This is a genomic window from Parazoarcus communis, assembly GCF_003111665.1.
GTDB classification, from domain to species: Bacteria; Pseudomonadota; Gammaproteobacteria; order Burkholderiales; family Rhodocyclaceae; genus Parazoarcus; species Parazoarcus communis_B.
This window is the reverse complement of the sequence record NZ_CP022188.1, coordinates 1910265-1935813: the sequence shown is the minus strand read 5'-3', so window position 1 is coordinate 1935813 and position 25549 is coordinate 1910265. Positions and strand designations below refer to the sequence as shown.

Below are 25549 nucleotides of genomic sequence, written 5' to 3'. Positions count from 1 at the left end.
GCATCGTGGTGACGCTCATTACGGAACACAGCTTGCTGTCATCTCGAACTGGAACTGCAGCAATAGGCACCATGCCGGGCAACTCAAAGAGCTGTATCCGAAAGCCATGCTCAGGATGAACGGGCCCTCATTGAGAAAATCATGCCAGAGACTCTCGATCAACCTTTCGGCATGCATCTCTTCATGTCGCTTGATCAAGGTTTCCAGAGTCACAAGCTCGATGTCGTTCCGCAGCTTTGCGAGCTTTTCAGGCTGATTCTTTGCAATTTCATTGGCATGAAGACTCAACGTACCGACAACCGCGTTCTGATCCTCCTCCGACAGTTCGCTTCTCCCCTGCGCGACTGAGGTGACCAATTTTCGATAGGGGTGTCGACCTGTGTTCGGGTCCAGTTTTGTGCGCCAAGTCGATCGGCAGAATGTTGTGTGCTGTCCCGCTCTGGACCATGTTGTCGGATGCTCAGTGCCATTATCGAGACGGAAAGAAAAAAGATCGCTGCATCGGCAAGCGCAGGACGTGGTCCGGCTTTAGTGCGGCACGGACGTTGCGCACGCCACCATCCGCCCCCACGATCTCGATCTCATTTTCGCGCACGAGTTGGAGGATCGTGCTCTCCACCATCTCCTTGGTCGCCGGTGTCGTATTGATCCTCGCGAGAAAGAAATGCTCGAAACAGATGCCACCCGGATGTTGGCCGAGCGCCTGCGGGATTTGGGTAAGCATGTCGTTTTGGCTTGCCGCCGAAGCGATGTCGTCGAACTCAAAGGCCGCCTGGGGACGCGCCTCGTTATCGATGCGTGCGGCGTAACCGGTGCTGAGCATGTCAAAACCAGCAGCACCGTAATGTATGAAATGGTTATGGTGCTGCCAATGTGCGCCGGTCATCACGTCCCTGGCCTTCCAGTGCTGTGACAAGTGCAATAGCCAGAAGTCGCCATGCCCGCGTTCTGGACGAACAAAGAAGGGGGTGAAGTAACTAGCACCCGAGCCCGACGTGATGCTCTGGTACAAGTTTGCCTGCACGTTAAGGCGCCAGTAGGGGCTACGTGCTTCCTTGTCCAGATCTGCGGCGGTTGCTGTGCCCATGATCCCTGTCTTTCGTTCGAAGTCGAGGAGGTTCTTCTCACAGAGGAAATTGAGCAGCGAATCAACATTGAAGGTCAGGATGACCTCGGCACGCTTCAGCTTGGAGAAGATCTGATGCAGCGTACTGAGTGGCACCTTGTCGTACCCGTATTGGTCGAGAACAAAGATGGCGCGGCCGGCCCTCGGCGAGCGGCGGCCCGCTTCCGCGATCACCTTGTCCGCCAGATAGACGAAATCGCCAATGAGCGTCTGCACCGATCCGCTACGCAGCTTGTCGCGGTAGCCTTGGTCCTCGAGTACGTAGCGCAAGTACTCGATTGCCGACGATGAATCGTCAATGCAGATTAACTCGATGTCGAACTCGATGGGCTTACGCCTCTGCTGTTCGTGAAGCAGGCGAGCCTGCGCTTCTTGAACGGCCTCGAGGATCACGACCGGCGACCCCGGAACCTCGTCGCCCGCCTCGTCTATGTAGCGGCCGCCGCCGCAGAAGCCGTCGACCACGGTCAGCTGAACACGATCCTGATGGGGCGTAGAAACGAGCGTCAGGAAGTAGTCGACGAGATAATCGCGCAGTAACGCGTGCTTGACCGCGCTGTGGCGAAGAAGCTTTGGCGGCGTCCGCCCCAAGATCCAGTCGTAATGGCTAGTCGTCATCGAGTTGTAGGCGCGGCCGCGAAGGGCCGCAACTGGCTTGACCGGGCCTCAACTGTGCATGACAAAAGCACTCTAATGCAACGGTGGGGGCAACTACCGCGCAGCAACCCGTTGGGTTATCTCCAACGGCATCTCATCCCACGTGCGACCGTTTAGCACTCGACCGTTAGCTGCTTTCGCACGCCTTCTCCCGTCAGCGCCCCAGCCGCCCCACTGCTTGAAGAAGAAAGCAACATCCTGCGCTTCGCACTGTCGCTGAATGGTTTGTACCCATTCGCTTTTCATCGGGCGAGCACGCGGACCGGACTCGCCGCCGACGATCACCCAGTGAATGTCCTTGAGATCCATCGATCCGATATCCTCGAGGAGCGGTTCAACCGACAGGAAGCGAATCGATGCTTTAACGCTCCGCAGATAGTCGATTCGCGGCAGCCCATATTCGCGATCCTCCACAGAGACGCCAAGCCAGGCGTTTCTTGGCACCTTGCGTGTCTTGAAGAAGGACGCCATCCGCGCAGCCCGCTTTGTCAGAATCTGGTAAGTGTGGTGCGGTGTCTTGGTGACCACCTCGAACACCCCCTCGATATACTCGTCTGGCACAGCTTCGTGGAAAAGATCCGACATCGAATTGACGAAGTAAACGGTCGGTTTCTTGCGATTGATCGGGTCTTCCAGCCGCTCCGGAAGCAGGGTGAGCGCAAACTCGTTCTCATAGCCCGGCGTCCCCATGGCCTTGAGTCGTCGCGCCATCGTCTCCGCGTAACAATGCTTGCAACCTGGCGATATCTTTGTGCAACCGACCGTTGGGTTCCACGTCCGCTCAGTCCATTCAATACGGCTGATAGTGGTCATATCCTCTCTCCTCGCACTCGGGCATCCACCCGCCCACCGCTCGATCGATAGCGCCGAATGATGCCCCTTACGACGCCGATGATGCTCAAGTCCGACTCCGGCCGGATGGGCTCATAGCATTCATTGTGTGGTACGAGCACCGGCCTGTTCTGCTCGTACCGCAACTCCTTCATGGTGTATTGGCCGTCCACCAAGGCGATAACAAAATCCCCTGGGTTCGCCATCGGCGTCAGCTCCACGACTGCCGTGTCACCGTCGAGCACACCTGCGTCGCACATAGAGTCACCCCGAATCGGGACTAAAAACGTCCGTGATGGGACATCAACGAGCAGGCGGTCGATCTCCTTGAACTCGACACCGCCGGAGAATTCCGCTGGGTCTCCTGGACCTGCAGGTACGCGAGCATCGATGCAAGGCAGTTCGAAGAATCGAGGCCCCGGCACTAAACGCCCGCCAGGGCCGGACTCCAAATAGTTCGCGCTCATCAGCCGGCCCGCCAGCTTAAAGGCAGCATTCTTGGCTCGGAATCCCAACACTTTGCTCAGCTCTGCATAGGAAGGCAACGCCCGATTCTGCGCGAAGTAGTCACGCAAGCACCCCAAGTACTCAGCATCTTTGTTCGGCCGCCCCATGCCATCATTTTGGTGGACGATCGTACAATTTGCAACCCAGGAGAGAGTCGTGGATGCTGACGCCCCTGCGAGGACGCCTTCTTAAAAGCCGAGAGCGAGATTTGGGCCCCTGGCAATGTCGCCCCAAATCTTGTCAGGAAACGCGTGCCGGCTAAAGAACACGAGTCGGTACAGCGCGCGACCTTGTCCGTCTGTGACGAGCGGCATTTCATGGCTGACGGAAAAACCAAGCTCCGAGATGCGCTGATGCCACTCCTGAAAGAACCAAGGAGCGAGGCCCTTCTTGGAGATTGTGCCGGACACGCGATCACGCCATCCCGGCAACGCCTCACTAAAGCGATCACGCGCCGGATCGAGTTCCATATCGACATTGCGCGTCAAATCCATCAGGCTAAAATGGACGGCAAAATCGATATGCGGGAGCCGTGCCAACCTCTTGATAATCGAGAACGACAAGTACTCGAGGTTGTATGGATCGATGTATGCGAGGCAGAGGGCGCCGCGGGGTACCGCTTCGGCCATGCGGGGCGCCGTTTCTGCGGCGGGGCCATCGAACCGTTGCACCGGCGCCCCAATCGCTGCCAATCGGGCGTCACAGGCAACAGCCCGCGCCATATCGAGATCGCCGACCATCACGCTGGTAAATGGACAGTCCGAGCTCACCGATTGCCGCCACGCGACCATTGCGCCGCCATCGCGCGTGAAGCTCTCACCACGTACCTGAATGCGACCCGGACCACAGAAGGGGTCGATCAACACTCGCTTGGGAAACTTCGCCTGAGCCTTGCGGGTGGCGCCGATGTACTTGGCTAGGCAAGTGTGCTTGACTTGTGGCACCCACCACCCCACACCCTGTCCTGACGGCCCGCGTTCGACGGGCAAATAGGGACAAGGATCCGGATGGATGGCTAGCTCGAAGGTTCGGCGTGATTTCATGTCGCAATTATGCCAAAGTTCTTATTGCCAAATAACCTAGTTCGCCGAACACCGCTACTTCGCGTGTAGCCATGGCCTCGCAGCGCTTCGCGCCGGACCCGCTTTCTGCAAGTAGCTCCAGCTGACATGCGTGGCCGAAGATCCGCTCTTGCAACCTATCGGTCACTCGATGCAGAAAATCGCAGGCCGTATGCGCCCAGTGCCCCCGTCTTGACCGAGTTGTTTAGCAGAGGCCGAGCGGCGTTCAGTGATGTGGGGCAGATGCTCGCCGATCTGGCTGCATGGCTGGGCAGGCAAGCGAGCACGCCCTTCAGATAGGCAAATGGGTCGTCACCGGTAGGTCGTGCGGACTGAATCAAGCTCATGATGCTGGCGGCTAGTGCGGTGCGTCCGCTAGGTGGCGACATTTGCGGTAGAGCGCATACACTGACTACAGGCGCAAGGCGCGAGAAAGACGCCTACGAGAGACGATTCAGAGCCATCTCGGCGTGTTGTTGTTCATTACAGCAGCATGAGATAGTTGTTACACTGCGCGCAAAACTCTTTCGATGCGCGATAATCAAATGAACAAGAACGAACTGGCATTCGAGCAGGCAAAACTGGCAGCACGGAAGTTTGAGCTGAGCATTGGTTTTGCCAGTCACCTTGCCATCATTTTCGGGATATTAGGTTGCGTGTGGTTGGTTTTTGAGGGGCTTCGCCCGTTGGTACAAGGGCAATCAGCCGAGTCGATCACCGCACTGGCAAGCGTTGTTCAGGCGTTGGAGCTTGGCTCTGTTGCCGGCTATGCATGGGGAGCTGTCGCAACGGGCGCATGGTGGCTGGAACGCAAGGGGAAGTTGCGCGCGATATCGCAGAAGAGCAGATATCAAAAGGAAGTCGAGGCAAGCGATCCAGATCGCACGTCGAGCGGACTTACCGAAACCGGCGCTACGCCGAGGGGAGTGAGAACATGAGCCAGGTAACCCTGCTTGGAATTGGACTGCTGCTGTTGCTGGCAACGTGGAAGTTCATGCTGCGACCGTCCATGCTAGACGCGACCCGTGATCGTCTGTTCGATTTGCGCGAGTCCGTGCGCACACACTTCATCGAGAGCGGCCGGGGGCTCACCGATCCGGCGTACCGCGCGGTGCGCGACCTTCTGAACAGTCACCTGCGTTACACCGAAGAGATCACCTTTTTCGGGGTGATGTATCAGATGACCTGGTTCAAGTTCAACGAAGAGTCAGCAAAACATATGCGTAAGGTTTTGGACAGCCATATGGCCGCGCACGATCCGCGCCTTGATGACTTCATCAAAGAGGTGCGCGTGAAGTCTGCCGTGGTTGTGCTCGACTATGCGGTGAAGTCATCCCTTGTCGGCCTGCTGCTAGCCCTGGCTGGGTTTGTGGTGATTTATGCGCAGAAGGTGATCGTGGCTATTCACCAAGCTATGAAAGCTACTGGACGTGCGCCTGCAACGGCGTTTGTACAGGCCGCTGCTTGGTCTGGCGCCCTGCTCGCGCTGTCGGCCCAGGTCGGTGGTGTGGGCCGTGACCAAGCCTTGGCCGCAATGGAAGAAGGCGCGCTTCATGCATCGGAACCCTGCCACACTTAGTCATGCTGGAGCCAATCCATACCTGCATCGCGAGAAGCTCACAGCACCTCCCATCTCATGAATTTTACCTACCATGTACATCTGCGCTGAGAACGCAGCCAGACACAGAATTCATACTTGGATGTAAATCTAAAGATTTACACCGACCTTAGTGAGAGCGCTTTTCAAGGCAGCCTCACACGGCATTTCCTCAGTCTTGGCAGGAAGATGCCTGAAGGTTTCGGCAGGCCCAGGACACTTTCGGAGAAGCTTTCCAACGACGCCCTTGACCCCTCGAACCTCAGTCAACAGAAAGTCCGCCCACGCGTCGATGTTCACATGGTTCGTTACCTCAAACACTAGCCCTTGAAACGACTCTTCGGCCTCCTGAGTATTACCCTGGCTATCCTTCCTCTTTTGGGGTCTACGCTGAATCTCCATGATGTGGATCTGCCTCCCGTCTATCGTCATTCTTGCCACTAGAACGCCCCGGACGTCCGGCGATGAGCCCAGACGTATGTATGGCCAGTTACGAACATCGGGTTTCACGTCGTCTTTCTCGGCGAACGGTGCAAAGGGAATCAGCGTAGGTTCAGGCGTTTCCTTGTAGCCGTCGTTGACAGTGAAAAAGGCTACAGAAGTAACTCGTTTGGGGTAAGCCCTTTTCATGAAAAGCATCGCATTCCACATATCCCGCAGCATACCCTCCGACTCCATGACCGGACGTGCGTGAATGGATGCGTATCCAACCCCTTGGCCTCTGCCGTACGGTTCCCCGCTGGAGAACTGCGACGCATCGGTTCCTTTCACCTTCTGACCTGAAGAGCTATGAGCTCGGTTTTTCTTCATTTCGACAACAACACGCGGCTGGCCTAAAACCTCGAACTCCGGGTCTTCAATCTCCATCGAAATAGCGGACGGATCGGGCTCCACTTCATCGGTTAGATCAACGATTTCAGGGAGCTTGGCGAGCACTCGAGTTGGCATTCCAGCCCATGCTGACCCAGGCTCGTCATTCTCGGTGCGCTCCTTGGCATTGTTCGAGTTTTCCCTACCACGCAAAATAGGCACACCACTTGGGTCACTGCAGCCGACAACCTGCAAAGCGAGAAAGGATTTGCCGTCATCAAACCAAATACCTTTCGCCTTGATACTTGCAGGACCGCGAAACCAGGGGGCAACCTTTATGAACGCAGGTTTCGGGCTGGCCGATTCATAGTGGGCTTCGATTTGCGCGTAGATCGCCTTAACAGCCCTCTCGGTGTAGAGCTCGTACTTCGCGTGAGCGAGAAGGACGACATCACCGTTGACAAGCCGCTTTCTCAATTTAACCTTCCACCTATCGGGCTCTTCCGGCTCATCTAGAGGAGCGTAAAGGCGTTTCTCCTTGCACTCGCTCCAAGGATAGGTCGCGAGCACACGCCTCAGTTCTGCCGAGCGCCCGTAGCACCTAGTGAAAAACTCGAGGCAAGGGACAATCAACCGGCCGCCGGTAGCGAGCGCGAACTCAAGGAGCCAGTTCTGGTCCTTCTGATACTTAAGCGGATAGATGCCATGTGGAAACGGCGGTAGTTCGCCGTTTTCAGCCGCCAGCCAGAACGACGTTAGTTTCCACTCACCCTTCGTAAAATCGACGGCGAATTCTTTGGTATCCAGTATCACTTCCGCTTGGCATAGCCCCTCCTTCCAGACAGTGCCTACTCTGACTTGACCAAGTGCCGTGAGCGGCACCCGCCGATGGTACACGTCATCCGACAAATGCCCGGAACTCAACAATTCACGGAAGGCCACCAGCGCGCTCGGCTGGGATTCTGCTTGGTGGTTCTTGTTGATGCCGCAGTACCACCAGACCACCCACTGGCGGCCGGCGTCGGGCAAGCCGCTTGCGAGCCGGATCACCTTGCGAATCTTCTTGAGCCCTTGTATTAGCTGTATCGCCATCGTTATCTCAAAAGAAAACGCCACCCCTGACCGAAGCAGGGGTGGCGTTCTGAGTGTTTGATCCACTGTTTGTCGCAGCTTATTCTATACTGTCGCAGGAATTTCCATATTTGACAGCCTCCGCCCACCAGTGCCGCAGCCGATGCCGAGTGGTGCGGAGCGCGAAAGGTGCGCCGCCCCCAGTTGGCGGCGTCGAACCGGCCGGTGAGTGAATGCACGGCTGCACTCTCGAGTGCCTCGGCTTCGGTCAGTGGCGGCATCAACCCGGGCAGGCGCTGTGCCAGCATCGACTTGCCGGTGCCGGGCGAACCATACATGAGCAGCGAATGCCCACCAGCCGCAGCGACTTCCAGCACCCTGCGAGCCTGGAACTGCCCCCTGACATCGGCCAGATCGGGCGCAAGGGCGAAACCGTCGCCCACGGCAGGGGGCGGATGCGCAGGCAAGGACTCGAGCCCGTTCAGATGCGCGCACACGGCAAGCAGGGAGTTGGCAGGCAGCACGCTGACACCGCGCGCCAGCGCCGCCTCGTCGGCATTCTCGCGCGGCAGCACCAGCGCACGCTGGTGGCGTCCTGCAGCCAGCGCGGCGGCAAGCGCCCCGCGAATCCCGCGCAGGCTTCCATCGAGTGATAGCTCGCCACAGAACTCGTGCGCGTCCAGCCCGGCGCCCCTGACCTGCCCCGACGCCACCAGGATGCCGAGCGCGATCGGCAGGTCGAAACGTCCGCCCTCCTTGGGAAGGTCAGCCGGCGCGAGGTTTACTGTGATCCGTCGCTGTGGGAACTCGAACTGGGAGGTGATGATGGCCGCACGCACCCTGTCGCGGGCCTCGCGCACTTCAGTGTCGGCCAGGCCGACCAGCGTGAACGCGGGCAATCCATTCGAAAGGTGCACCTCGACCGTGACTTCGGGTGCATTGAGCCCGTCAACGGCGCGGGTGCGCACAAGCGCGATCGACATCCGGACCTCCAAAACTGACCGGGCGTCAGTCTAGCGGAGATCCGGATAATGACAATAGAATTTATTGAGCAGGTTCCGTTTCCGGAAATCAGTCTGCGGCGCTGTCACGCTCGACTGCGTCCGCCTCGAGCACGGCAACCCGTGCCTCGAGTTCTGCCAGACGCTGGCGCGCGTGGGCAAGCATTTCGCGCTGGACCTCGAACTCCTCACGCGTCACGAGATCAAGTTTGCCGAATGCACCGGAGAGCACCGCCTTCAGGTTCTTCTCGATATCGCGCGCCGGACTGTTTGCCGCGAGTTCGGAGAGTTTGGACCCAATTTCGTCGAGGATGCGTGGAGTTGTCATGGAGATCATCGCCTTGAATACGAACAGACTGTCAGTCTAGCACGCACGTCGGACGGTGCTTTTACAGCCAATGCGCGAATGTAGGGCACGAATATTTGCCACAATGCACCACCTTGGTGCATAAAGTGATTCCATGCCTCATTTGTGCCCATCCATCCACTAAGTCGTGAAGGATGCAATCTGTAAAAACAATCCAAAGCCCAACAGCAGAAAGGGATTCAGCAAACTGGCACGGTGTGTGCATTGGTTGGCTCACCAAAACACAACCCTACTCCTTCAGGAGCGAACCATGCGCAAGAGCCTCATCGCAACCGCCGTTCTGGCTTCCCTCACCTTCGTCGGTGCGGTGCACGCCGAAGAAGAAAGCCCGTTCAGCGGCAACATCTCGCTGACGACGGACTACGTCTTCCGCGGTATCAGTCAAACCCAGGGCAACCCGGCCCTGCAGGGCGGTTTCGACTACGCGCACTCCAGTGGCTTCTATGTCGGCACCTGGGCGTCGAACGTCGGTTGGGTCGACGATGTCGCCAAGTCGCAGAACAGCATGGAATGGGACCTGTATTTCGGTTTCGCCAATGAAGTCGGCCAGCTCTCCTACGACGTAGGTGCTGTGCGCTACTTCTACCCCGGCAGCGGGATCAGCGGCGTGTCCTCGCCGGACACGACCGAAGTCTATCTGTCACTGGGCTGGAATATCCTTGAGCTCAAGTACTCGCACGGCGTATCGAAGACGCTGTTCGGCTGGAATGGCACCAACACCACCAGCACCCGCAACAGCAACTACCTCGAGCTGAACGCAGAGTACGAATTCGCCGAAGGCTGGGCCGCATCGGCTCACGTCGGTCGCCAGATCATCAAGAACAACGGCGCCGCCTCCTACATGGACTGGGGCGTCGGTGTAAGCAAGAACGTTGGCTTCGGCACGTTCGCGGTTAACTACGCCGGTTCCGACGCGGATGGCAGCTGCTCCAAGGGCGAGGCCTACTGTTTCGGTTCGAACGGCAAGAACGCAGCGGGTGACCGTTTCTACGCATCGTTCAGCAAGGAATTCTGAGCGCGATTCGGGTGTTCGGGCCCCAAGAGACCGGGGCCCGGATGAATAAGATCTCAGCAATAAAGGTGGAGAAATCATGAAATTCATCAGTGCCATCATCAAGCCGTTCAAGCTCGACGAAGTGCGTGAAGCACTGTCGGCGATCGGCGTTCAGGGCATCACGGTCACCGAAGTCAAAGGCTTCGGTCGTCAGAAGGGCCACACCGAGCTTTACCGTGGCGCGGAATACGTCGTCGACTTTCTGCCCAAGGTAAAGATCGAAGCGGCCATCCGTGCTGACATCCTTGATCAGGCCATCGAGGCCATCGAGAAGTCTGCGTCCACCGGCAAGATCGGTGACGGCAAGATCTTCGTCTTCGAACTTGAACAGGCTATCCGCATTCGCACCGGTGAAACCGGATCCGATGCCCTGTAAGGGAGGTTGAGAAATGAAAAAACTATTTGCGATCCTGCTGGCGGCTGTCACCGTCGGCTTTGCTGGCGGCGTTTACGCCCAGGAATCGACGGCACCTGTCGTTGAAGCAGTTGTTGAAGCAGCCGCAGCTGTGGCTGAAGCACCAGCCGAAATGGCTGCAGAACCCACGGTCAACAAGGGCGATGTGGCCTGGATCATGACCGCCACCCTGCTTGTTCTGTTCATGGCCCTGCCCGGCCTGGCGCTGTTCTACGGCGGCCTCGTCCGCTCCAAGAACATGCTGTCGGTGCTGATGCAGGTGATGGTGGTGTTCTCGCTGATCTCCGTGCTGTGGGCCTTCTACGGCTACAGCCTGGCGTTCACCGAGGCCAGCCCCTTCATCGGCTCGCTCGACAAGCTGTTCCTGTCCGGCGTGAGCATCGATACCCTCGCAGACACCTTCACCGACGAAGCCAAGCTGCCTGAATACGCGTTCATCGCCTTCCAGGCCACCTTCGCCGGCATCACCTGCGCACTCATCGTCGGCGCCTTCGCCGAGCGCATGAAGTTCTCCGCAGTACTGCTGTTCTCGGTGATCTGGTTCACCTTCTGCTACCTGCCGATCTGCCACATGGTCTGGGGCCCGGGCGGCTACCTGCTGGGCGACGGCGCACTCGACTTCGCCGGCGGTACCGTTGTGCACATCAACGCCGGTGTGGCCGGTCTGGTTGGTGCCTACATGGTTGGCAAGCGTATCGGCTACGGCCGTGAATCCATGGCTCCGCACTCGCTGACGCTGACCATGGTCGGTGCCTCGATGCTGTGGGTGGGCTGGTTCGGCTTCAACGCCGGCTCCAACCTGGAAGCCACTTCGGGTGCCGCGCTGGCCTTCATCAACACCCTGTTCGCAACTGCCGCTGCAGTGCTGGCCTGGTGCATCGGTGAAGCCATGTTCAAGGGCAAGCCCTCCATGCTGGGCGCTGCATCCGGTGCGGTTGCCGGTCTCGTGGCCATCACCCCGGCTTGCGGCTCGGTTGGCCCGATGGGCGCCATCGTCATCGGCCTGCTCGCCGGCTTCATCTGCCTGTGGGGCGTGAATGGCCTCAAGCGCATGCTCGGTGCTGACGACTCGCTCGACGTGTTCGGCGTGCATGGTCTGGGCGGCATCATCGGTGCCATCCTGACCGGTGTATTCACCGCTCCGTCGCTGGGCGGCACGGGCGGCGAGGACTTCTCGATCGCCAGCCAGGTGTGGATCCAGACCTACTCGGTGATCATCACCATCGTATGGTCGGCAGTGGTTGCTTTCGTCGCCTTCAAGATCGCCGACATGTTCGTCGGTCTGCGGGTCCCGGAAGAAGAAGAGCGCGAAGGCCTGGACATCACGTCCCACGGCGAAACCGCTTACCACTACTAAGCATCAAAAAGGTCGAACCGCCCTCCTCCGGTTCTTCCTATCCTGGGCGCCCTGCGGGGCGCCCTTTTTTGTCCACGCGCAGACGACGGACATTAAAAAGGCGCCCCGAAAGGCGCCTTGATCACGGCAGCACCGCGGCTTTCCGGCCTAGCGGAACACCACCGTCTTGTTTCCATGCACCAGCACCCGGTCTTCAAGGTGGTAACGCAGGCCACGCGCCAGCACGGTTTTCTCGATGTCCTTGCCGTAACGCACCATGTCTTCGGCGGCATCGGAGTGATCGATACGAATCACGTCCTGCTCGATGATCGGGCCCTGATCCAGGTCGGCGGTCACGTAGTGGCAGGTCGCGCCGATCAGCTTCACGCCCTTGGCGTAAGCCTGGTGATAGGGACGCGCACCGACGAAACTGGGCAGGAAGCTGTGGTGGATGTTGATGATGCGCCCCGGGTAGGTGGCGCACAGCGTCGGTGACAGGATCTGCATGTAGCGTGCGAGCACCATGGTGTCGCCGCGCACTTCCTCGAACAGACGTCCCACCTCGGCATATGCACCCGATTTGTTGTCGGGCGTCACCGGCACGTGGTGGAAGGGGATGCCGTGCCATTCGACGAAGCCCCGCAGCGTATCGTGATTGGAGATCACGCACGGGATCTCGATGTCGAGTTCCTTCGACTTCCATCGCGCCAGCAGGTCGTACAGGCAGTGCTCCTGCTTGCTCACCAGCATCACGACCCGCTTCTTCACTGCGGAATCGGAGATCTTCCACTCCATCTCCAGCTCTTCGGCCAGCGGCCGGAAGCGCTCGCGCAACTCGCTCAGGTGAAACGGCAGCGAGTCGGCACGGATCTCGATGCGCATGAAATAGCGCCCGATGTCCTCGCCATCACGCGGCGGCTCCGCATGCAGCGAGGTTTCGAGAATCCATCCCTTGTGCTCGGCGATGAAGCCCGAGACACGGGCGACGATGCCAACACGGTCGGGGCAGGAGGCTGACAGGGTGAAAAAGCGTTCGCGATGCATGGCGGCTCGAGTCAGGGGGTTCAGGCGGTACGGGCAAAGGCCTTGTCGATTTCGGCACGCAGGCCGGCGTAATCGCGCACAACCGGATATTGCGGGAATTCGCGGATGACGTTTTCCGGCGGGTGGAACAGGATGCCGCCGTGGGCCTCGCCCAGCATGGCGGTGTCGTTGTACGAGTCGCCCGCGGCCACCACCTTGAAGTTGAGCTCCTTGAAACGCTGCACCGCCTCGCGCTTCTGGTCGGGCATGCGCAGATGGTAGTTGACCAGAATGCCTTCAGCATTGGCTTCGAGACTGTGGCAGAACAGCGTCGGCAGACCGAGTTGCTGCATCAGCGGCTTGGCGAACTCGTAGAAGGTGTCGGACAGGATGATGACCTGATAGGTCTCGCGCAGTTCGTCCAGGAACTCACGCGCCCCGGCCATCGGCCCCATGCTGGCGATCACCGCCTGAATATCGGGCAGACCGAGATTGTGCCTGGCCAGGATGTCCAGGCGGTACTTCATCAGGGTGTCGTAATTCGGCTCGTCGCGCGTCGTGCGGCGCAACTCGGGGATGCCGGTACGCTCGGCGAATTCGATCCAGATTTCCGGAACCAGCACACCTTCTAGGTCGAGACAGACGATTCGCACCGGGCGCTCCTGTAAGCAGAATTTGACGGAAGGCGGATTCTATCATCGACACGTTCCCGACTTCTCTGGACCGCGACGAGGAGAAATGCGCACCGGCGCGATTATTCCACTGGAAGCGAACGAGTGCTCGGGACATACTATGCGGAAAAGTTCATATGCCAGCCCAATGATCAAACTCATCCCGGTCGAAAAGCTCCAACCCGGCATGTTCATCCACGACCTCAACTGCGGCTGGATGGAACATAACTTCGTACGCAACCGCTTCGCGGTCGATGACGAGAAGACGGTGGAGAAGGTGCTGGCACTGGGCACGCACGAAATCTATATCGATACCGGCCGCGGGCTGGATGTCATCGATGCCCCCACGCTGGAAGAAGCTGCACACAAGGTTGATGAGCAGATCGAGGCCATCGCCACCAGCACCGCGAAGCCCATCGAACCGGTCTCGCTTGCCGACGAAGTGCAGCGCGCGAAGACGCTTCATCGCGAAGCCAACGTCATCGTGCGCAACATGATGGGCGACATCCGCCTGGGCAAGCAGATCGAACTCGAAAAGATCGAACCCCTGGTGAGTCAGATCGTGGACTCGATCTTCCGCCAGCAGGACGCCCTGCTGCCGCTGTCCCTGCTCAAGAATCACGACGAATACACCTTCCAGCACTCGGTATCGGTGTGCACCCTGATGACATCCTTCGCCCGCGCGCTCGAACTGCCGCGCGAGATCATCCACGAGATCGCGATCGGCGCCCTCCTGCATGACGTGGGCAAGGCCAAGGTGCCGGATGAAATTCTCAACAAACCTGCCAAGCTGACCGACGCCGAGTTCGACAAGATGAAGTCCCACGTGGTGCAGAGCAAGCTCATCCTCATGGGCACGCCCGGCATCAGCGACATCGCCCTCGATGTCGCGGCCCAGCACCATGAGCGCTTCGACGGCACCGGCTATCCGAACAAGCTCAAGGGCGACAAGATCAGCCTTTACGGCCAGATGGGCGCGATCGTCGACGTCTATGACGCACTGACCTCCAACCGCTGCTACCACAAGGGCAGACCGCCAACCGAGGCCCTGCGCAAGCTGCTTGAATGGAGCAAGTTCCACTTCAAACCCGAGCTCGTGCAGGCCTTCATCCGCACCATCGGCATTTACCCCTCGGGCTCGCTGGTAAGGCTCGAGAGCGGTCGCCTCGCGGTGGTACAGGAACAGCACACCGACAAGCTGATGCAGCCGTCAGTGAAGGTGATGTTCCATACCAAGGGCCACTACCTGACACCGGAACTCGTCGACCTGCGCCACTCCCAGGATCGCATCGTCGCACACGAGTCCTTCGAAGACTGGAAGATCGACCCCGCACAATGGCAGCCTGCCTGAGGGCACAGTCACGAATGGAAACGCGCCAACGAGGATAAAGGCGCTATCCTACGCATCCCGTCACGCGACCCCGTTCTCGCATGCCCATCAGCCAGACTTTCCGCATTGCCGCCAGCACCCTGCTGCTGTGCCTCCTCACCCCGCTTGCCCAGGCAGCCGACCCAGCCGCGGCAGAGGCAGACGCCGAGCGCGCCAGCCGCCTGAAGGACGAGGCAGCACAACTGCGCGACCAGGCCGAAGCCACCTACCAGGCCACCGAGCCGCAGTGTTATGAGCGCTTCCTGGTCAATCGCTGCATCGACGCAGCCAAGCAGGCACGGCTCGATGACATCCGCCGCGCCCGGGCGCTCGAATCCGAAGCACGCAAGCTGGAGCTTGCCGCACGTCAGCGCGCAGCCGACGAAGCCATGCGCAACAATCCTGGCGCACCGCAGCAGGCACCGGCCACCTCGCCCGCGGTCGAACCGACGATCCGTGCAACGCCCGAAGCCGAACGCGTGCGCAGCGAACGCAACAAGGCGGCAACTGAGGCTGAGCGCGAAGCACTGAAGGCGCGTGCGGCACAGGACGCCGAACGTGAAGCCGAGCGCAGCAAGGCGCAGGAGGCTGCCGCGCAGCGTGCGGAACAGGCTGCCCGCGAACGTGCGCGCTACGACGAACGCATTCGCGAATACGAAGAGAAGAAGGCGCGCGACGCAGCCGGGCGCTGAACCCCGGCCACCTGGCAGCTTCAGGCTGCCCGTGCCGGGCGGTTGGCGATCCAGATTCCGAGCGCAACCATCCCCAGTGCCATGAACACTGCGGGCGTCAGCGTTTCGCCAAGCAGCACGCTGCCCGCCACCACACCCATCACGGGCGTGAGGAAGGAAAACGAGGACAGGCGGGTGATCGGGTAGTTGCGAATGAGCCAGAACCAACCGATATAGCTTGCGGTTGCGACCACCAGGATCTGAAAGGCGAGACTCGCCCAAACCATCGGCGACGGCGCAAAGACGCCTGCTTCGCCAAAAGCGAGCGCCAGAATCGGCAGCACGACGGCCGAGACCGCCAACTGGTAGAGCAACATCTTTTCCGGCGCTGCACGCGCCAGCGTCGACACCTTGATCGTCAACGTCGTCCCGGCCCAGAACACGGCGGCGGCGAACATCATCAGATCGCCCACCCAGGTGCTGCTCGCCGGTAGCAGCAGGCTTTCGCCGAACAGGGCCAGCACACCGACGAAGGCCAGCATCATGCCGACCCACTGCGCAGGGCGCATGTGCTCCTGCGGCAGGAGCCAGACGGCGCCCATCGCCACCATGAAGGGCGCGGTATACAGAAAGATCACGCCACGCGATGCCGTCGTGTACTCCAGCGCCCAGTAGAGCAGGCCGAACTCAAGCGAGAACAACAGTCCGGCGAGCAGGCCAGGCAACAGGGTGCGATCACGCTCAAACAGGCGCACCCCGCGCAGCACAGACCACAGCATCACCAGCACAACGGCCCCCATCGAACGCAGTCCCGCCTGCCACACCGGCGTGATACCGGCATTGGCATACTTGATCACCACTTGCTGACTGCCCCATACGGTGCAGAAAATCACCATCAATACAATGGCGAAACGGTCTAGCTGGAGTTTGGGTTGCATGCCTTGTCCGCGAATCTTTGCGCTTGTCGGGGCCGGCCAGTATAGGTGTTGCGGACATGACAAACCCAGCACCCGAAAAAAAATGCACCAGATTGGGGCTGCGCCTGCGACTCACTTGCCCGCCATCTGCTTCATGGGCCGCATGAACGCAGGCACGCGTTAGCGCCCCGCCCCCGATGCCGTCCGCAACGGCGTATCGGTGCAGGCAAGCTGCTCGAACTGTGCCGCCCAGCCCGCGATCTCGTTGAACAGATGCGTGCGCTGCGCCGGGCTCGCCATGTTGAAGGTTTCAGCCAGCAGATCGAGGGTCAGTTTGCGGTTGCGGGCGACATCCGCCCGGTAGGCTGCCGCCCACATCGATTCCGGCTCGAGCAGCAACGCGCCCACGCGGGATTCGAAACCCGGCTGCTGACGCTGCGCCAGCACGTCGATCAAGGCACCCTGCCAGCGCACACGGTGTTGCAGCCAGGCCTCGGTCGCAGGCGCCAGCCCGGCACTCCAGGCCGCGACCCGGCTGCGCTGTGCTGCACTGAGGGGGCCGAACCAGGTGCGCAGACGCTTTTCCATGCGCTCGATCTGGCGCGCACGCAAGGCTTCCGGCGTTCCCTCAAGGAACTCCTCGCGGGTCTCGTCGTTACGTCGCGCAAAAGCCTCGCCGAGTTCTTTCACCTGGGCATCGCTCAAGGCGGCAAGCAGGACACCGGCGTCCGGGGTGATCTCCTTCATCAGGACCCGCCAGAAGGCTTCGCCCCGCTGCAGATAGGTGTCCAGCATCGGGGCGGCAACGACCTCAGTGCTGCGCAGGTCGCGCTCGACATCGCGCAGCAGGCCCGAATAGGCGGTCAACTGACTGCCGCAGTGCCAGGCCAGGCGCTCCCCAAGCCGGGCGTCGAGGAGCCGCTTCTGCGTCTGGTCCAAGCTGACGTAGTCGCCCAGATACCAGGGCAGCAGCCAGTCGAGTTGCGAATAGGCGAAGCGCAGCCCGCAACCGCCAAGCAGCAAGACACAAAAGGACAGGACGAGGAGTCGCAGGCGAACGGACATGAATCCTGAGAGCACACAGAACGCTCAAGGTTCGCGACAACAGGTCTCTTACCGAGGCGAGCCTAGTCGACCACCACGGCATCCACCGGTGCCGGAAACTGCAGCCGTGCGCGCAAGGCGCGGGTGACCTCGACCTTGCCCGCCGCGTCTACCCGCAAGGCATGGTCGATGCCGAAATGACGCGTCTGCTCGCGCCAGCCCTCGTTTGCCAGATAGGCCGGCTTGCTTGCCGCATCCGACAGCGTGCCGGCCGCCGCGCGCGGCGTGATCAGCACAGTGAGCGACTGCGTGCCATGGGCAGGCTGTCCGGTGCGCGGATCAAGGAGGTGCGCATAGCGCTCGCCGTCGAGTTCGAAATAGCGCTGGTAGTCGCCCGACGTGCCAACCGCCTCGCCGTCGTACAGCGGCATGGTTGCGAGCGGCGCCGGGGCGCGCGGATGCTGGATGCCGATACGCCAGGGCTGATCGCCCTTCTTGCCGAGCGCCATCACATTGCCACCGATGTTGATCAGCGCGTTCGTGATGCCCTGTTCGCGCAGCAGTGTCGCCGCACGATCCAGCGCATAGCCCTTGGCATAGCCACCGAGGTCAAGCTGCACCGCAGGATTGCGGCTGCTGACGCGGCGACCGTCGATGTCGAGGTCGCTCATCCGCGGCCGTGCGGCGACCAGTGCGGCGAGCTTCTCCGGGTCGGGACGCACAGGCACGAAGGTGTCCGTGTGAAAGCCCCACAGTGCGATCAGGCTGCCAAGCGCCGGATCGAAGAGTTCGTCACCCGCTGCGGCCATGCGCTGCGCGTCGCGCAGCATCGTTGCCAGCTCTTCCGACACCTCCAGTGACTCGCCACGCGCAATCGCCTCGTTCAGCGCGGTCAGTTCTGAGGGCTCCCACGCATGGTAGGCGCGGTGGAGGCGGTCGAACTCGCGCAGCACCAGCGCGCTTGCGGCGTCGGCCTGGGCCTTGTCATCCCCGTACACCGCGACATCGACGCGGGTACCGAAGACGTAGGATTCCTGATGAAAGACCTGCGGCCGCGCGCAGCCGCCCAGCACCAGCGCGCACGCGAGCACGAACAGGGCCGCCCGCAGGCGGCCGAAACCTGCGGCAAGACTCATCCGGCGCAGGCCTCTTCCAACGTGTCGATCACCAGCCCTGCCACATCAAAGCCCTGCTGATCTGCGATCTCGACCATGCAGGTCGGGCTGGTGACGTTGATCTCGGTCAGGTGACCGCCGATCACGTCGAGCCCCACAATCAGAAGTCCGCGTGCCCACAGGATGGGCGCCAGGTACTCGGCGATCTCGCGCTCGCGCGCGGTCAGTTCCATGGCCACGCCACGGCCACCCGCAGCGAGATTGCCGCGTGTCTCGCCCTGCTTGGGAATGCGCGCCAGCGAATAGGGCACGACCTTGCCGCCGATGATCAGCACGCGCTTGTCGCCTTCGGCAATCTCGGCCAGGTAGCGCTGCGCCATGATCGTGCGGCTGCCTTCATGTGTCAGGGTTTCGACGATCACGTTGCGGTTGGGATCGTCGGCACGCACACGGAAGATCTGGCTGCCGCCCATGCCGTCGAGCGGCTTGAGGATGACGTCACCGAGTTCGTCGATGAAGGCATGCACATCGGCCGGATCGCGCGCCACCATCGTGGTGGCGGTGAATTGTGCGAACTCGGTGATCGCGATCTTCTCGGAGTGGTCGCGAATTGAGCGCGGGTCGTTGAATACCCGCACGCCGGCCTGCGCGGCGCGCTCGAGCAGCCAGGTGGCAGTCACGTATTCGAAGTCGAAGGGCGGGTCCTGGCGCATCAGCACGGCGTCGAACGCGGCCAGCGGCATCGCCAGCGGCTCGCCGGCGGTGTACCAGTCGTAGTTGTCGGTGCGCACCATGAGCGGCACGCTGTTCGCCACCACCACGCCCTCACGCCAGGTCAGGGCTTCACGCCGGATCGCCCACACCTCGTGCCCGCGCGCGGTCGCTGCGCGCATCATCGCCACGCTGGAGTCCTTGTACGGCTTGAGCCCTTCGATCGGATCCAGGATGAAGGCAAGCTTGAGCGGACGGGTCATTATCAGGGTTCCTAAAGCGGGCGGTTTGCATCACGGGGATTCATCGATGATATCCGCCCCACCGGGCGCACACTGCGCTCGCCGCCAACATGGACACGGAACATCACCCCATCCGGACAGCGCCCCGAGGCGGCCGGACGGGCCAGCCGGAATGTTACACCAAGGGCCAGCCCCTACCCGCCCTGCGCCGCGCTCGTAACAGGCCCGGACGGACCATCGCCCCCACCCTCAGGCATCCACCCGGGTCAATGGCAGACAGCGCTCATCCTTCACCACCTCCATCACCACATAGGTATGGGTCTGCTTGACACAGGGCAGTTCGGAAATGCGCTCCCCCATCACCTTGCGGTACTCAGCGATATCGCGCGTCCTGACCTTCAGCAGGTAGTCGAAGTCACCCGCGATCATGTGACAGGACTCGATCTCGGGAATGGTCTTCACACCCTCGTTGAAGCGCTTCAGATCATGCGCCGTGGTGCTCGAGAGCAGCACCTGCACCACGACGATGTGTGCCGCGCCCACGGCCTCGGCGTCGAGCGCCGCGTGATAGCCACGGATCACCCCCTGCTTCTCAAGCCGCCGCAGACGTTCTGCGCAAGGCGTCTTGCTCAGGCCCACACGCCGGGAGAGTTCCACCATCGAGATGCGGGCGTCGGCCTGCAATTCACCCAGAATCTTCAAATCGATTCGATCCATTGCACCGCAGCAGACTTTTCGACTGCCGACCCAATAAAAGGAAGTCATTTTGCCCGTATTAATTCCATCTTTGGAGCCATTAACTATTCTTAATCAAGAACAATTCGACCTCGGACATGCATACGCAAATGTCCCTTCGTAGCAGCGACAACCTTGAATCGTGATACCAGGAGTACGCGTCGTGACCCAGCCCGAGTTCCAGCCTGAAACCGCAGCCCTGCCAATCGAGCCGCGCTCCGCCCTGCGCAAGCGCATCGACACCGCATGGCGCACGCCGGAGCCCGAGTGCGTGCCGGAGCGGGTCTCCGAGGCACGGATGGAAGCCGGCCTGCAGACACGCACCCACGACATGGCACATCAACTCGTGGCCGGCCTGCGCAACAAGCGCAGCCGCTCGAGCGGCGTCGACGCGCTGATGAAGGAGTTCTCGCTGTCGAGCCAGGAAGGCGTGGCATTGATGTGTCTCGCCGAAGCCTTGCTGCGAGTGCCGGACAAGGCCACCGCCGACCGCCTGATCCGCGACAAGCTGGCGAAAGGCAACTGGCGCGCCCACCTCGGCAACAGTCCGTCGCTGTTCGTCAATGCGGCGACCTGGGGCCTGCTCATCACCGGCCGACTGGTATCGACCAACAGTGAGAAGAGCCTGTCGACTGCGCTCAACCGCATGCTCAGCCGCGGCGGCGAACCGCTGATCCGCAAGGGCATGGACCTGGCGATGCGCATGCTGGGCGAGCAGTTCGTCACCGGACGCGATATCGACGAAGCGCTGGAACGCGGCCGTGCGACCGAAAAGCGCGGCTACCGCTACTCCTTCGACATGCTCGGTGAAGCGGCCATGACAGCCGACGACGCGCAGCGTTACCTCAGCGCATACGAGACCGCCATCCACGCCATCGGCAAGGCCGCTGCGGGCCGCGGGGTGGTCGACGGCAACGGCATCTCGGTCAAGCTCTCCGCACTGCATCCGCGCTACGTCTGGTCACAGCGCGAGCGCACGCTGGCCGAACTGCTGCCGCGGCTGAAATCGCTGTGCATGCTCGCCAGTCAATACGACATCGGTCTCAACATCGATGCGGAGGAAGCCGACCGCCTCGACCTGTCGCTCGACCTGCTCGAAGCAATGGCCCTCGACCCCGAACTGGGCAAGTGGCAGGGCCTGGGGTTTGTGGTGCAGGGCTACCAGAAGCGGGCGCCCTTCGTGCTCGACTGGATCATCGAACTTGCCCGTCGCAGTGGCCGCCGCATGATGGTGCGCCTGGTCAAGGGCGCCTACTGGGATGCGGAGATCAAGCGCGCCCAGATCGACGGCATGGATGGCTATCCGGTCTACACCCGCAAGGTCTACACCGACGTTGCCTACCTCGCCTGCGCGCGTCGCCTGCTCGCCGCCCGCGACGTGATCTACCCGCAGTTCGCCACCCACAACGCACACACGCTGGCGGCGATCTTCAACCTTGCCGGGCCCGACTACCAGACCGGCAACTATGAGTTTCAGTGCCTGCACGGCATGGGTGAGCCCTTGTACGATCAGATCGTCGGCAGCCCGGACCACCGTCGTCTGGTGCGCATTTACGCCCCGGTCGGCAGCCATGAAACCCTGCTCGCCTACCTCGTCCGCAGGTTGCTCGAGAACGGCGCCAATACCAGCTTCGTCAATCGCATCGTGGACGAGAACGTGCCGATCGAGGAACTGATCGCAGATCCGGTCGAAGAGGCAGAGCGCCTTGGCGGCGCCCCTCACCCCCGCATTCCGCTGCCGGCCGAGCTTTACGGCGCCTGCAGGCTCAACGCCGCCGGCGTCGACCTGGCGAGCGAACCCGTGCGCGAACGGATCGCTGCCGCACTGGTGGCAAGCCGCAGCCTGAACCACACCGCCGCCCCGATGGTGGCAGGCGCCCCCACCGCAACCGCGACCGGCGCAGCAGTGCGAAATCCGGCGGATCACGCCGATGTCGTCGGCCATGTCACCGAAGCCGGCAAGGACGATACCGAAGCCGCACTCGCCGCCGCAGCCGAGGGCGCCACGGCCTGGGCGACGCAGGCCCCCGGCGAACGTGCAGACTGCCTGGTACGCGCCGCGGCACTGATGGAACGCGATGCCAGCACGCTGCTGGCCCTGACCGTGCGCGAAGCAGGCAAGTCCTGGTCAAACGCGGTGGCAGAGCTGCGCGAAGCGGTCGATTTCTGCCGCTACTACGCCGAAGAAGCACGCAAGTTCGACAACGGCACCCATACCGCACTCGGCCCGGTGCTGTGCATCAGCCCATGGAACTTCCCGCTGGCCATCTTCAGTGGCCAGGTTTCGGCTGCGCTGGCTGCCGGCAACCCGGTGCTGGCCAAGCCCGCCGAGCAGACGCCGCTGATCGCGGCCGCCGCCGTCCGCCTCTTCCACGAAGCCGGCATCCCCGCTTCGGCGCTGCAACTGCTGCCAGGCCGGGGCGAAACCGTTGGTGCCGCACTGGTATCGGATCCGCGCGTGCGCGCCGTGATGTTCACCGGCTCGACCGAGGTGGCACGCCTGATCAAGCGCAACCTTGCCGCACGGGGCGGCAACATCCCGCTGATCGCGGAAACCGGCGGGCAGAACGCGATGATCGTGGACTCCACAGCGCTGGCGGAGCAGGTGGTGGTCGATATCCTTGCATCCAGCTTCGATTCGGCCGGTCAGCGCTGCTCTGCCCTGCGCGTGCTGTGTGTGCAGGAGGACGTGGCGGACGGCATTCTCAACATGCTGCAGGGCGCGCTGCGCGAACTGTGCATCGGCGATCCGGCCGACGTCCGCACCGACATCGGCCCGGTGATCGATGCCGAGGCCCGCGAAGGGCTCGAACGCCACGTCAGCGCGATGCAGCTCGCAGGCGCACGCATCACCCGCCTTGCGCTGCCGGACACCTGCGACAAAGGCAGCTTCGTCGCACCGACCATCGTCGAGATCGGCAGCATGAGCGAGCTCGGACGCGAGCAGTTCGGCCCCATCCTGCATGTGCTGCGTTACCGCGCCGCCGACTTCGACCGCCTCATCGACGACATCAACGCCAGCGGCTACGGCCTCACCATGGGCGTACATTCGCGCATCGACGAGACCATCGCGCGCGTCGCGGAGCGCGCCCATGTCGGCAACCTCTACGTGAACCGCAACATCATCGGCGCCGTGGTCGGCGTGCAGCCTTTTGGTGGCGAAGGTCTGTCGGGCACCGGCCCGAAGGCCGGCGGCCCGCTGTATCTGCACCGCCTGTTGCGCCGCAGCCCCGGTCCGGTGCTGGAGCAGGCCGCACAGGTGGCGGACAGCGACGCATTCCGCAGCTTTGTGGACTGGCTCGAAGGCGATGCCCGCGCACTGATCGAAGGCGACGACATTGCCGTGCTGCGCGACCGTGCGGATGCCTACCGCGAGCGGCGACTGGCCGGCCTGCGTCTCGTTTTTCAGGGGCCGACCGGAGAAGACAACAGCCTGAGCTTCGTGCCTCGTGGGCTGCTCGCGGGCGCAGCCGACAACTGCGTCGGCCACCTGCACCAGATCCTTGCTGCGGTATCCACCGGCAACCGCATCGTGTTCGCCGATACGCCCATGCTCAAGCGTCTGCAGCAAAGTCTGCCCCCGGCTGTCGCCAGCCAGGTAGGCATGGATGCGAAGTGGATTGAGGCCCCCTTTGGCGCACTGCTGTTCGATGGCACGGAGCCGGAAGCCGACACCTGGCGCAAACGCCTGGCAGAGCGCGACGGTCCGCTGGTGGCGCTGGTGCAGCCAGAACCGGAATACGACCCGAGCGTGCTCGTGCATGAACGCACGCTCAGCATCAACACGGCGGCCGCAGGCGGCAATGCCAGTCTCATGGCAATGGGCGCCTGACAAGCCTGAAAAACTAGGGCAGACACGGATTGTTTTAATCCGCGCCTGACTTAACTTACAGGTCCTGCGCGGGCGATGGTGCCCGCGCAAGTCCTGTAACCACGCAGTACCAGTCGAACCACTGCACAAGAGGAGATCACCCATGAAAAAAACATTGCTCGCCACTGCCTGCATCGCCTTCGGCGCCCTGTCCACCCCGGCGCTGGCCGATCTGACCGTGGCCATCGCCGGCCCGATGACGGGCCAGTACGCATCGGCCGGTGACCAGATCCGCAAGGGTGCGGAAATGGCCATTGCCGACATCAACGCCCGTGGCGGTGTGCTGGGCGAGAAGCTGAAGCTGGAAATCGGCGACGATGCCTGCGACCCGAAGCAGGCCGTGTCGGTCGCCAACACCATGGTCAACCGCAACATCGTGTTCATGCACGGCCACTGGTGCTCGAGCTCGACGATTCCTGCGTCCGATGTCTACAACGAATCCGACATCCTGATGGCGACGGTGTCGACCAACCCGCAGGTGACCGAGCGCGGCCTCAAGAACGTGTTCCGCATCATGGGTCGTGACGACCAGCAGGGTCTGGTTGCCGGTGATTACCTGGCGACCAAGTTCAAGGGCAAAAAGATTGCCGTGCTCGACGACAAGAGCGCCTACGGCAAGGGTCTGGCCGACGAGATCGCCAAGGCCATGACAGCCAAGGGTGCCAAGCCCGTGATGCGTGAATCCATCACCGCTGGCGAAAAGGACTACTCCGGCATCGTCACCAAGCTCAAGCAGGCAGGCGTCGAAGTGCTGGCCTACGGCGGCTATCACACCGAAGTGGCACTGATCCTGCGCCAGGCCCAGCAAGTCGGCCTGCAGCTCACGGTGATGGGCGGCGACACCATGACCAACTCCGAGCTGGTCACCGCTGCCGGCCCCGCGGCTGACAACGTGATGTTCACGTTCTCGCCCGACCCGCGCAAGAACCCGAGCGCCGCACCGATCGTGGAGAAGTTCCGCGCCGCGAAGATCGAGCCTGAAGGCTACGTGATGTACGCCTACGCCGCGATGCAACTGTTCGAGCAGACCGCAACCCAGGCCAAGAGCACCAAGTACTCGGCACTGGAGAAGACCATGCGCGGCGGCACCTTCAAGACCGTGATCGGCGACCTGTCCTTCGACGCCAAGGGTGACCAGAAGGCACCGGGCTTTGTGGTCTATCAGTGGAAAGACGGCAAGTACGACTACGCGAAGTAATCCCGACCCCGCCCACCGGGCGGTGCGTGACGCCGGTCTTCGGGCCGGTGTCTCCGCCCTGTGACTGAAGCGCGGCAGCACGCATGTGCTGCCGCGTCGCAGACAGGGCGAACAAAATCACAAGCTGCGCACGGCAGCCGCATTCGAAC

23 protein-coding genes and 2 pseudogenes are annotated in these 25549 nt (G+C 61.6%); 10 read left to right on the top strand and 15 right to left on the bottom strand.

What is annotated here, in order from left to right; all coding sequences use genetic code 11:
* Positions 1 to 141: 141 nt before the first annotated feature.
* Positions 142 to 348 (top strand): hypothetical protein, encoded by a 207-nt coding sequence (locus CEW87_RS22380; protein ID WP_159098117.1) that lies wholly within the window; start codon positions 142 to 144, stop codon positions 346 to 348.
* A gap of 121 nt (positions 349 to 469) precedes the next feature.
* Here the strand turns inward: CEW87_RS22380 and CEW87_RS08820 are convergent, their stop codons facing one another.
* The 5 genes and pseudogenes from CEW87_RS08820 to CEW87_RS22730 form a co-directional block, all read right to left on the bottom strand.
* The gene (locus CEW87_RS08820; protein WP_108972349.1) at positions 470 to 1744 is read right to left on the bottom strand and encodes a three-Cys-motif partner protein TcmP; all 1275 of its coding nucleotides are present in this window, start codon (positions 1742 to 1744) and stop codon (positions 470 to 472) included.
* A gap of 93 nt (positions 1745 to 1837) precedes the next feature.
* Positions 1838 to 2596, bottom strand: coding sequence for a DUF5131 family protein (locus CEW87_RS08815; RefSeq protein WP_108972348.1), 759 nt, complete (start codon positions 2594 to 2596; stop codon positions 1838 to 1840).
* The gene (locus tag CEW87_RS08810; RefSeq protein WP_234421707.1) at positions 2593 to 3189 is read right to left on the bottom strand and encodes a LexA family protein; all 597 of its coding nucleotides are present in this window, start codon (positions 3187 to 3189) and stop codon (positions 2593 to 2595) included. Before CEW87_RS08810 ends, CEW87_RS08815 begins: the two co-directional genes overlap by 4 nt.
* A gap of 120 nt (positions 3190 to 3309) precedes the next feature.
* A complete protein-coding gene (gene tcmP / locus CEW87_RS08805) occupies positions 3310 to 4164 on the bottom strand; it encodes a three-Cys-motif partner protein TcmP (RefSeq protein WP_108972346.1) in 855 nt (284 codons plus the stop codon).
* 275 nt (positions 4165 to 4439) lie between these two features.
* Positions 4440 to 4541, bottom strand: a pseudogene (locus CEW87_RS22730) (transposase domain-containing protein); the annotation flags it as partial.
* A 186-nt stretch (positions 4542 to 4727) separates the two neighbouring features.
* Here CEW87_RS22730 and CEW87_RS08795 point away from each other — a divergent pair.
* Both CEW87_RS08795 and CEW87_RS08790 read left to right on the top strand, forming a co-directional pair.
* On the top strand, positions 4728 to 5120 hold the full coding sequence (locus CEW87_RS08795) for a hypothetical protein (protein ID WP_159098116.1): 393 nt from the start codon (positions 4728 to 4730) through the stop codon (positions 5118 to 5120).
* Positions 5117 to 5761, top strand: coding sequence for a hypothetical protein (locus CEW87_RS08790; protein WP_108972343.1), 645 nt, complete (start codon positions 5117 to 5119; stop codon positions 5759 to 5761). Before CEW87_RS08795 ends, CEW87_RS08790 begins: the two co-directional genes overlap by 4 nt.
* A gap of 129 nt (positions 5762 to 5890) precedes the next feature.
* Here the strand turns inward: CEW87_RS08790 and CEW87_RS08785 are convergent, their stop codons facing one another.
* The 3 genes and pseudogenes from CEW87_RS08785 to CEW87_RS08775 all read right to left on the bottom strand — a co-directional run bounded on the left by CEW87_RS08785 (position 5891) and on the right by CEW87_RS08775 (position 8989).
* Positions 5891 to 7681, bottom strand: coding sequence for a hypothetical protein (locus tag CEW87_RS08785; RefSeq protein ID WP_108972342.1), 1791 nt, complete (start codon positions 7679 to 7681; stop codon positions 5891 to 5893).
* Between the two features lie 116 nt (positions 7682 to 7797).
* Positions 7798 to 8643, bottom strand: a pseudogene (locus CEW87_RS08780) (magnesium chelatase domain-containing protein); the annotation flags it as partial.
* A gap of 88 nt (positions 8644 to 8731) precedes the next feature.
* The gene (locus tag CEW87_RS08775) at positions 8732 to 8989 is read right to left on the bottom strand and encodes an accessory factor UbiK family protein (protein ID WP_108977063.1); all 258 of its coding nucleotides are present in this window, start codon (positions 8987 to 8989) and stop codon (positions 8732 to 8734) included.
* A gap of 289 nt (positions 8990 to 9278) precedes the next feature.
* Here CEW87_RS08775 and CEW87_RS08770 point away from each other — a divergent pair, with 289 nt between their 5' ends.
* The 3 genes from CEW87_RS08770 (at position 9279) to CEW87_RS08760 (ending at position 11854) form a co-directional block, all read left to right on the top strand.
* Positions 9279 to 10043: a TorF family putative porin gene (locus CEW87_RS08770; protein ID WP_108972340.1), complete on the top strand. Its 765-nt coding sequence runs from the start codon at positions 9279 to 9281 to the stop codon at positions 10041 to 10043.
* Positions 10044 to 10119: 76 nt separating this feature from the next.
* Positions 10120 to 10458 carry a P-II family nitrogen regulator gene (gene glnK, locus CEW87_RS08765; RefSeq protein WP_108950432.1) on the top strand — a complete coding sequence of 113 codons (339 nt, stop codon included), beginning with the start codon at positions 10120 to 10122 and terminating at the stop codon, positions 10456 to 10458.
* Positions 10459 to 10471: 13 nt separating this feature from the next.
* Positions 10472 to 11854: an ammonium transporter gene (locus CEW87_RS08760; protein WP_199917151.1), complete on the top strand. Its 1383-nt coding sequence runs from the start codon at positions 10472 to 10474 to the stop codon at positions 11852 to 11854.
* Positions 11855 to 12001: 147 nt separating this feature from the next.
* On the opposite strand, the gene purU is transcribed toward CEW87_RS08760, so the two are convergent.
* Together purU and thrH are read right to left on the bottom strand one after the other, a co-directional pair.
* A complete protein-coding gene (purU, locus tag CEW87_RS08755; protein WP_108972339.1) occupies positions 12002 to 12877 on the bottom strand; it encodes a formyltetrahydrofolate deformylase in 876 nt (291 codons plus the stop codon).
* Positions 12878 to 12897: 20 nt separating this feature from the next.
* Entirely contained in the window at positions 12898 to 13509 is a 612-nt protein-coding gene (gene thrH, locus CEW87_RS08750; protein WP_108972338.1) for a bifunctional phosphoserine phosphatase/homoserine phosphotransferase ThrH, read from the bottom strand.
* A 166-nt stretch (positions 13510 to 13675) separates the two neighbouring features.
* Between thrH and CEW87_RS08745 the strand changes: the two genes are divergently transcribed.
* A complete protein-coding gene (locus CEW87_RS08745; RefSeq protein ID WP_108972337.1) occupies positions 13676 to 14878 on the top strand; it encodes an HD-GYP domain-containing protein in 1203 nt (400 codons plus the stop codon).
* Between the two features lie 80 nt (positions 14879 to 14958).
* Complete coding sequence (locus CEW87_RS08740) at positions 14959 to 15588, top strand: hypothetical protein (RefSeq protein WP_108972336.1); 630 nt, start codon at positions 14959 to 14961, stop codon at positions 15586 to 15588.
* A 20-nt stretch (positions 15589 to 15608) separates the two neighbouring features.
* On the opposite strand, the gene CEW87_RS08735 is transcribed toward CEW87_RS08740, so the two are convergent.
* From CEW87_RS08735 to CEW87_RS08715, 5 genes are all read right to left on the bottom strand, one after another.
* Positions 15609 to 16505 (bottom strand): DMT family transporter, encoded by an 897-nt coding sequence (locus tag CEW87_RS08735; protein ID WP_108972335.1) that lies wholly within the window; start codon positions 16503 to 16505, stop codon positions 15609 to 15611.
* Between the two features lie 159 nt (positions 16506 to 16664).
* On the bottom strand, positions 16665 to 17549 hold the full coding sequence (locus tag CEW87_RS08730; RefSeq protein WP_108972334.1) for a DUF6279 family lipoprotein: 885 nt from the start codon (positions 17547 to 17549) through the stop codon (positions 16665 to 16667).
* A gap of 62 nt (positions 17550 to 17611) precedes the next feature.
* Positions 17612 to 18664, bottom strand: a complete 1053-nt coding sequence (locus CEW87_RS08725) for an FAD:protein FMN transferase (protein WP_108972333.1) — start codon at positions 18662 to 18664, stop codon at positions 17612 to 17614.
* Positions 18661 to 19617: a glutathione synthase gene (gshB, locus tag CEW87_RS08720; protein ID WP_108972332.1), complete on the bottom strand. Its 957-nt coding sequence runs from the start codon at positions 19615 to 19617 to the stop codon at positions 18661 to 18663. The genes CEW87_RS08725 and gshB overlap by 4 nt, the downstream gene beginning before the upstream one ends.
* 228 nt (positions 19618 to 19845) lie before the next feature.
* Entirely contained in the window at positions 19846 to 20313 is a 468-nt protein-coding gene (locus CEW87_RS08715; protein WP_108972331.1) for an Lrp/AsnC ligand binding domain-containing protein, read from the bottom strand.
* Between the two features lie 181 nt (positions 20314 to 20494).
* On the opposite strand from CEW87_RS08715, the gene putA reads away from it, so the two are divergent.
* Together putA and CEW87_RS08705 are read left to right on the top strand one after the other, a co-directional pair.
* Positions 20495 to 24163, top strand: coding sequence for a trifunctional transcriptional regulator/proline dehydrogenase/L-glutamate gamma-semialdehyde dehydrogenase (gene putA / locus CEW87_RS08710; RefSeq protein WP_108972330.1), 3669 nt, complete (start codon positions 20495 to 20497; stop codon positions 24161 to 24163).
* 142 nt (positions 24164 to 24305) lie between these two features.
* Positions 24306 to 25400, top strand: a complete 1095-nt coding sequence (locus CEW87_RS08705; RefSeq protein ID WP_108972329.1) for a branched-chain amino acid ABC transporter substrate-binding protein — start codon at positions 24306 to 24308, stop codon at positions 25398 to 25400.
* The last annotated feature ends 149 nt before the right edge of the window (positions 25401 to 25549 follow it).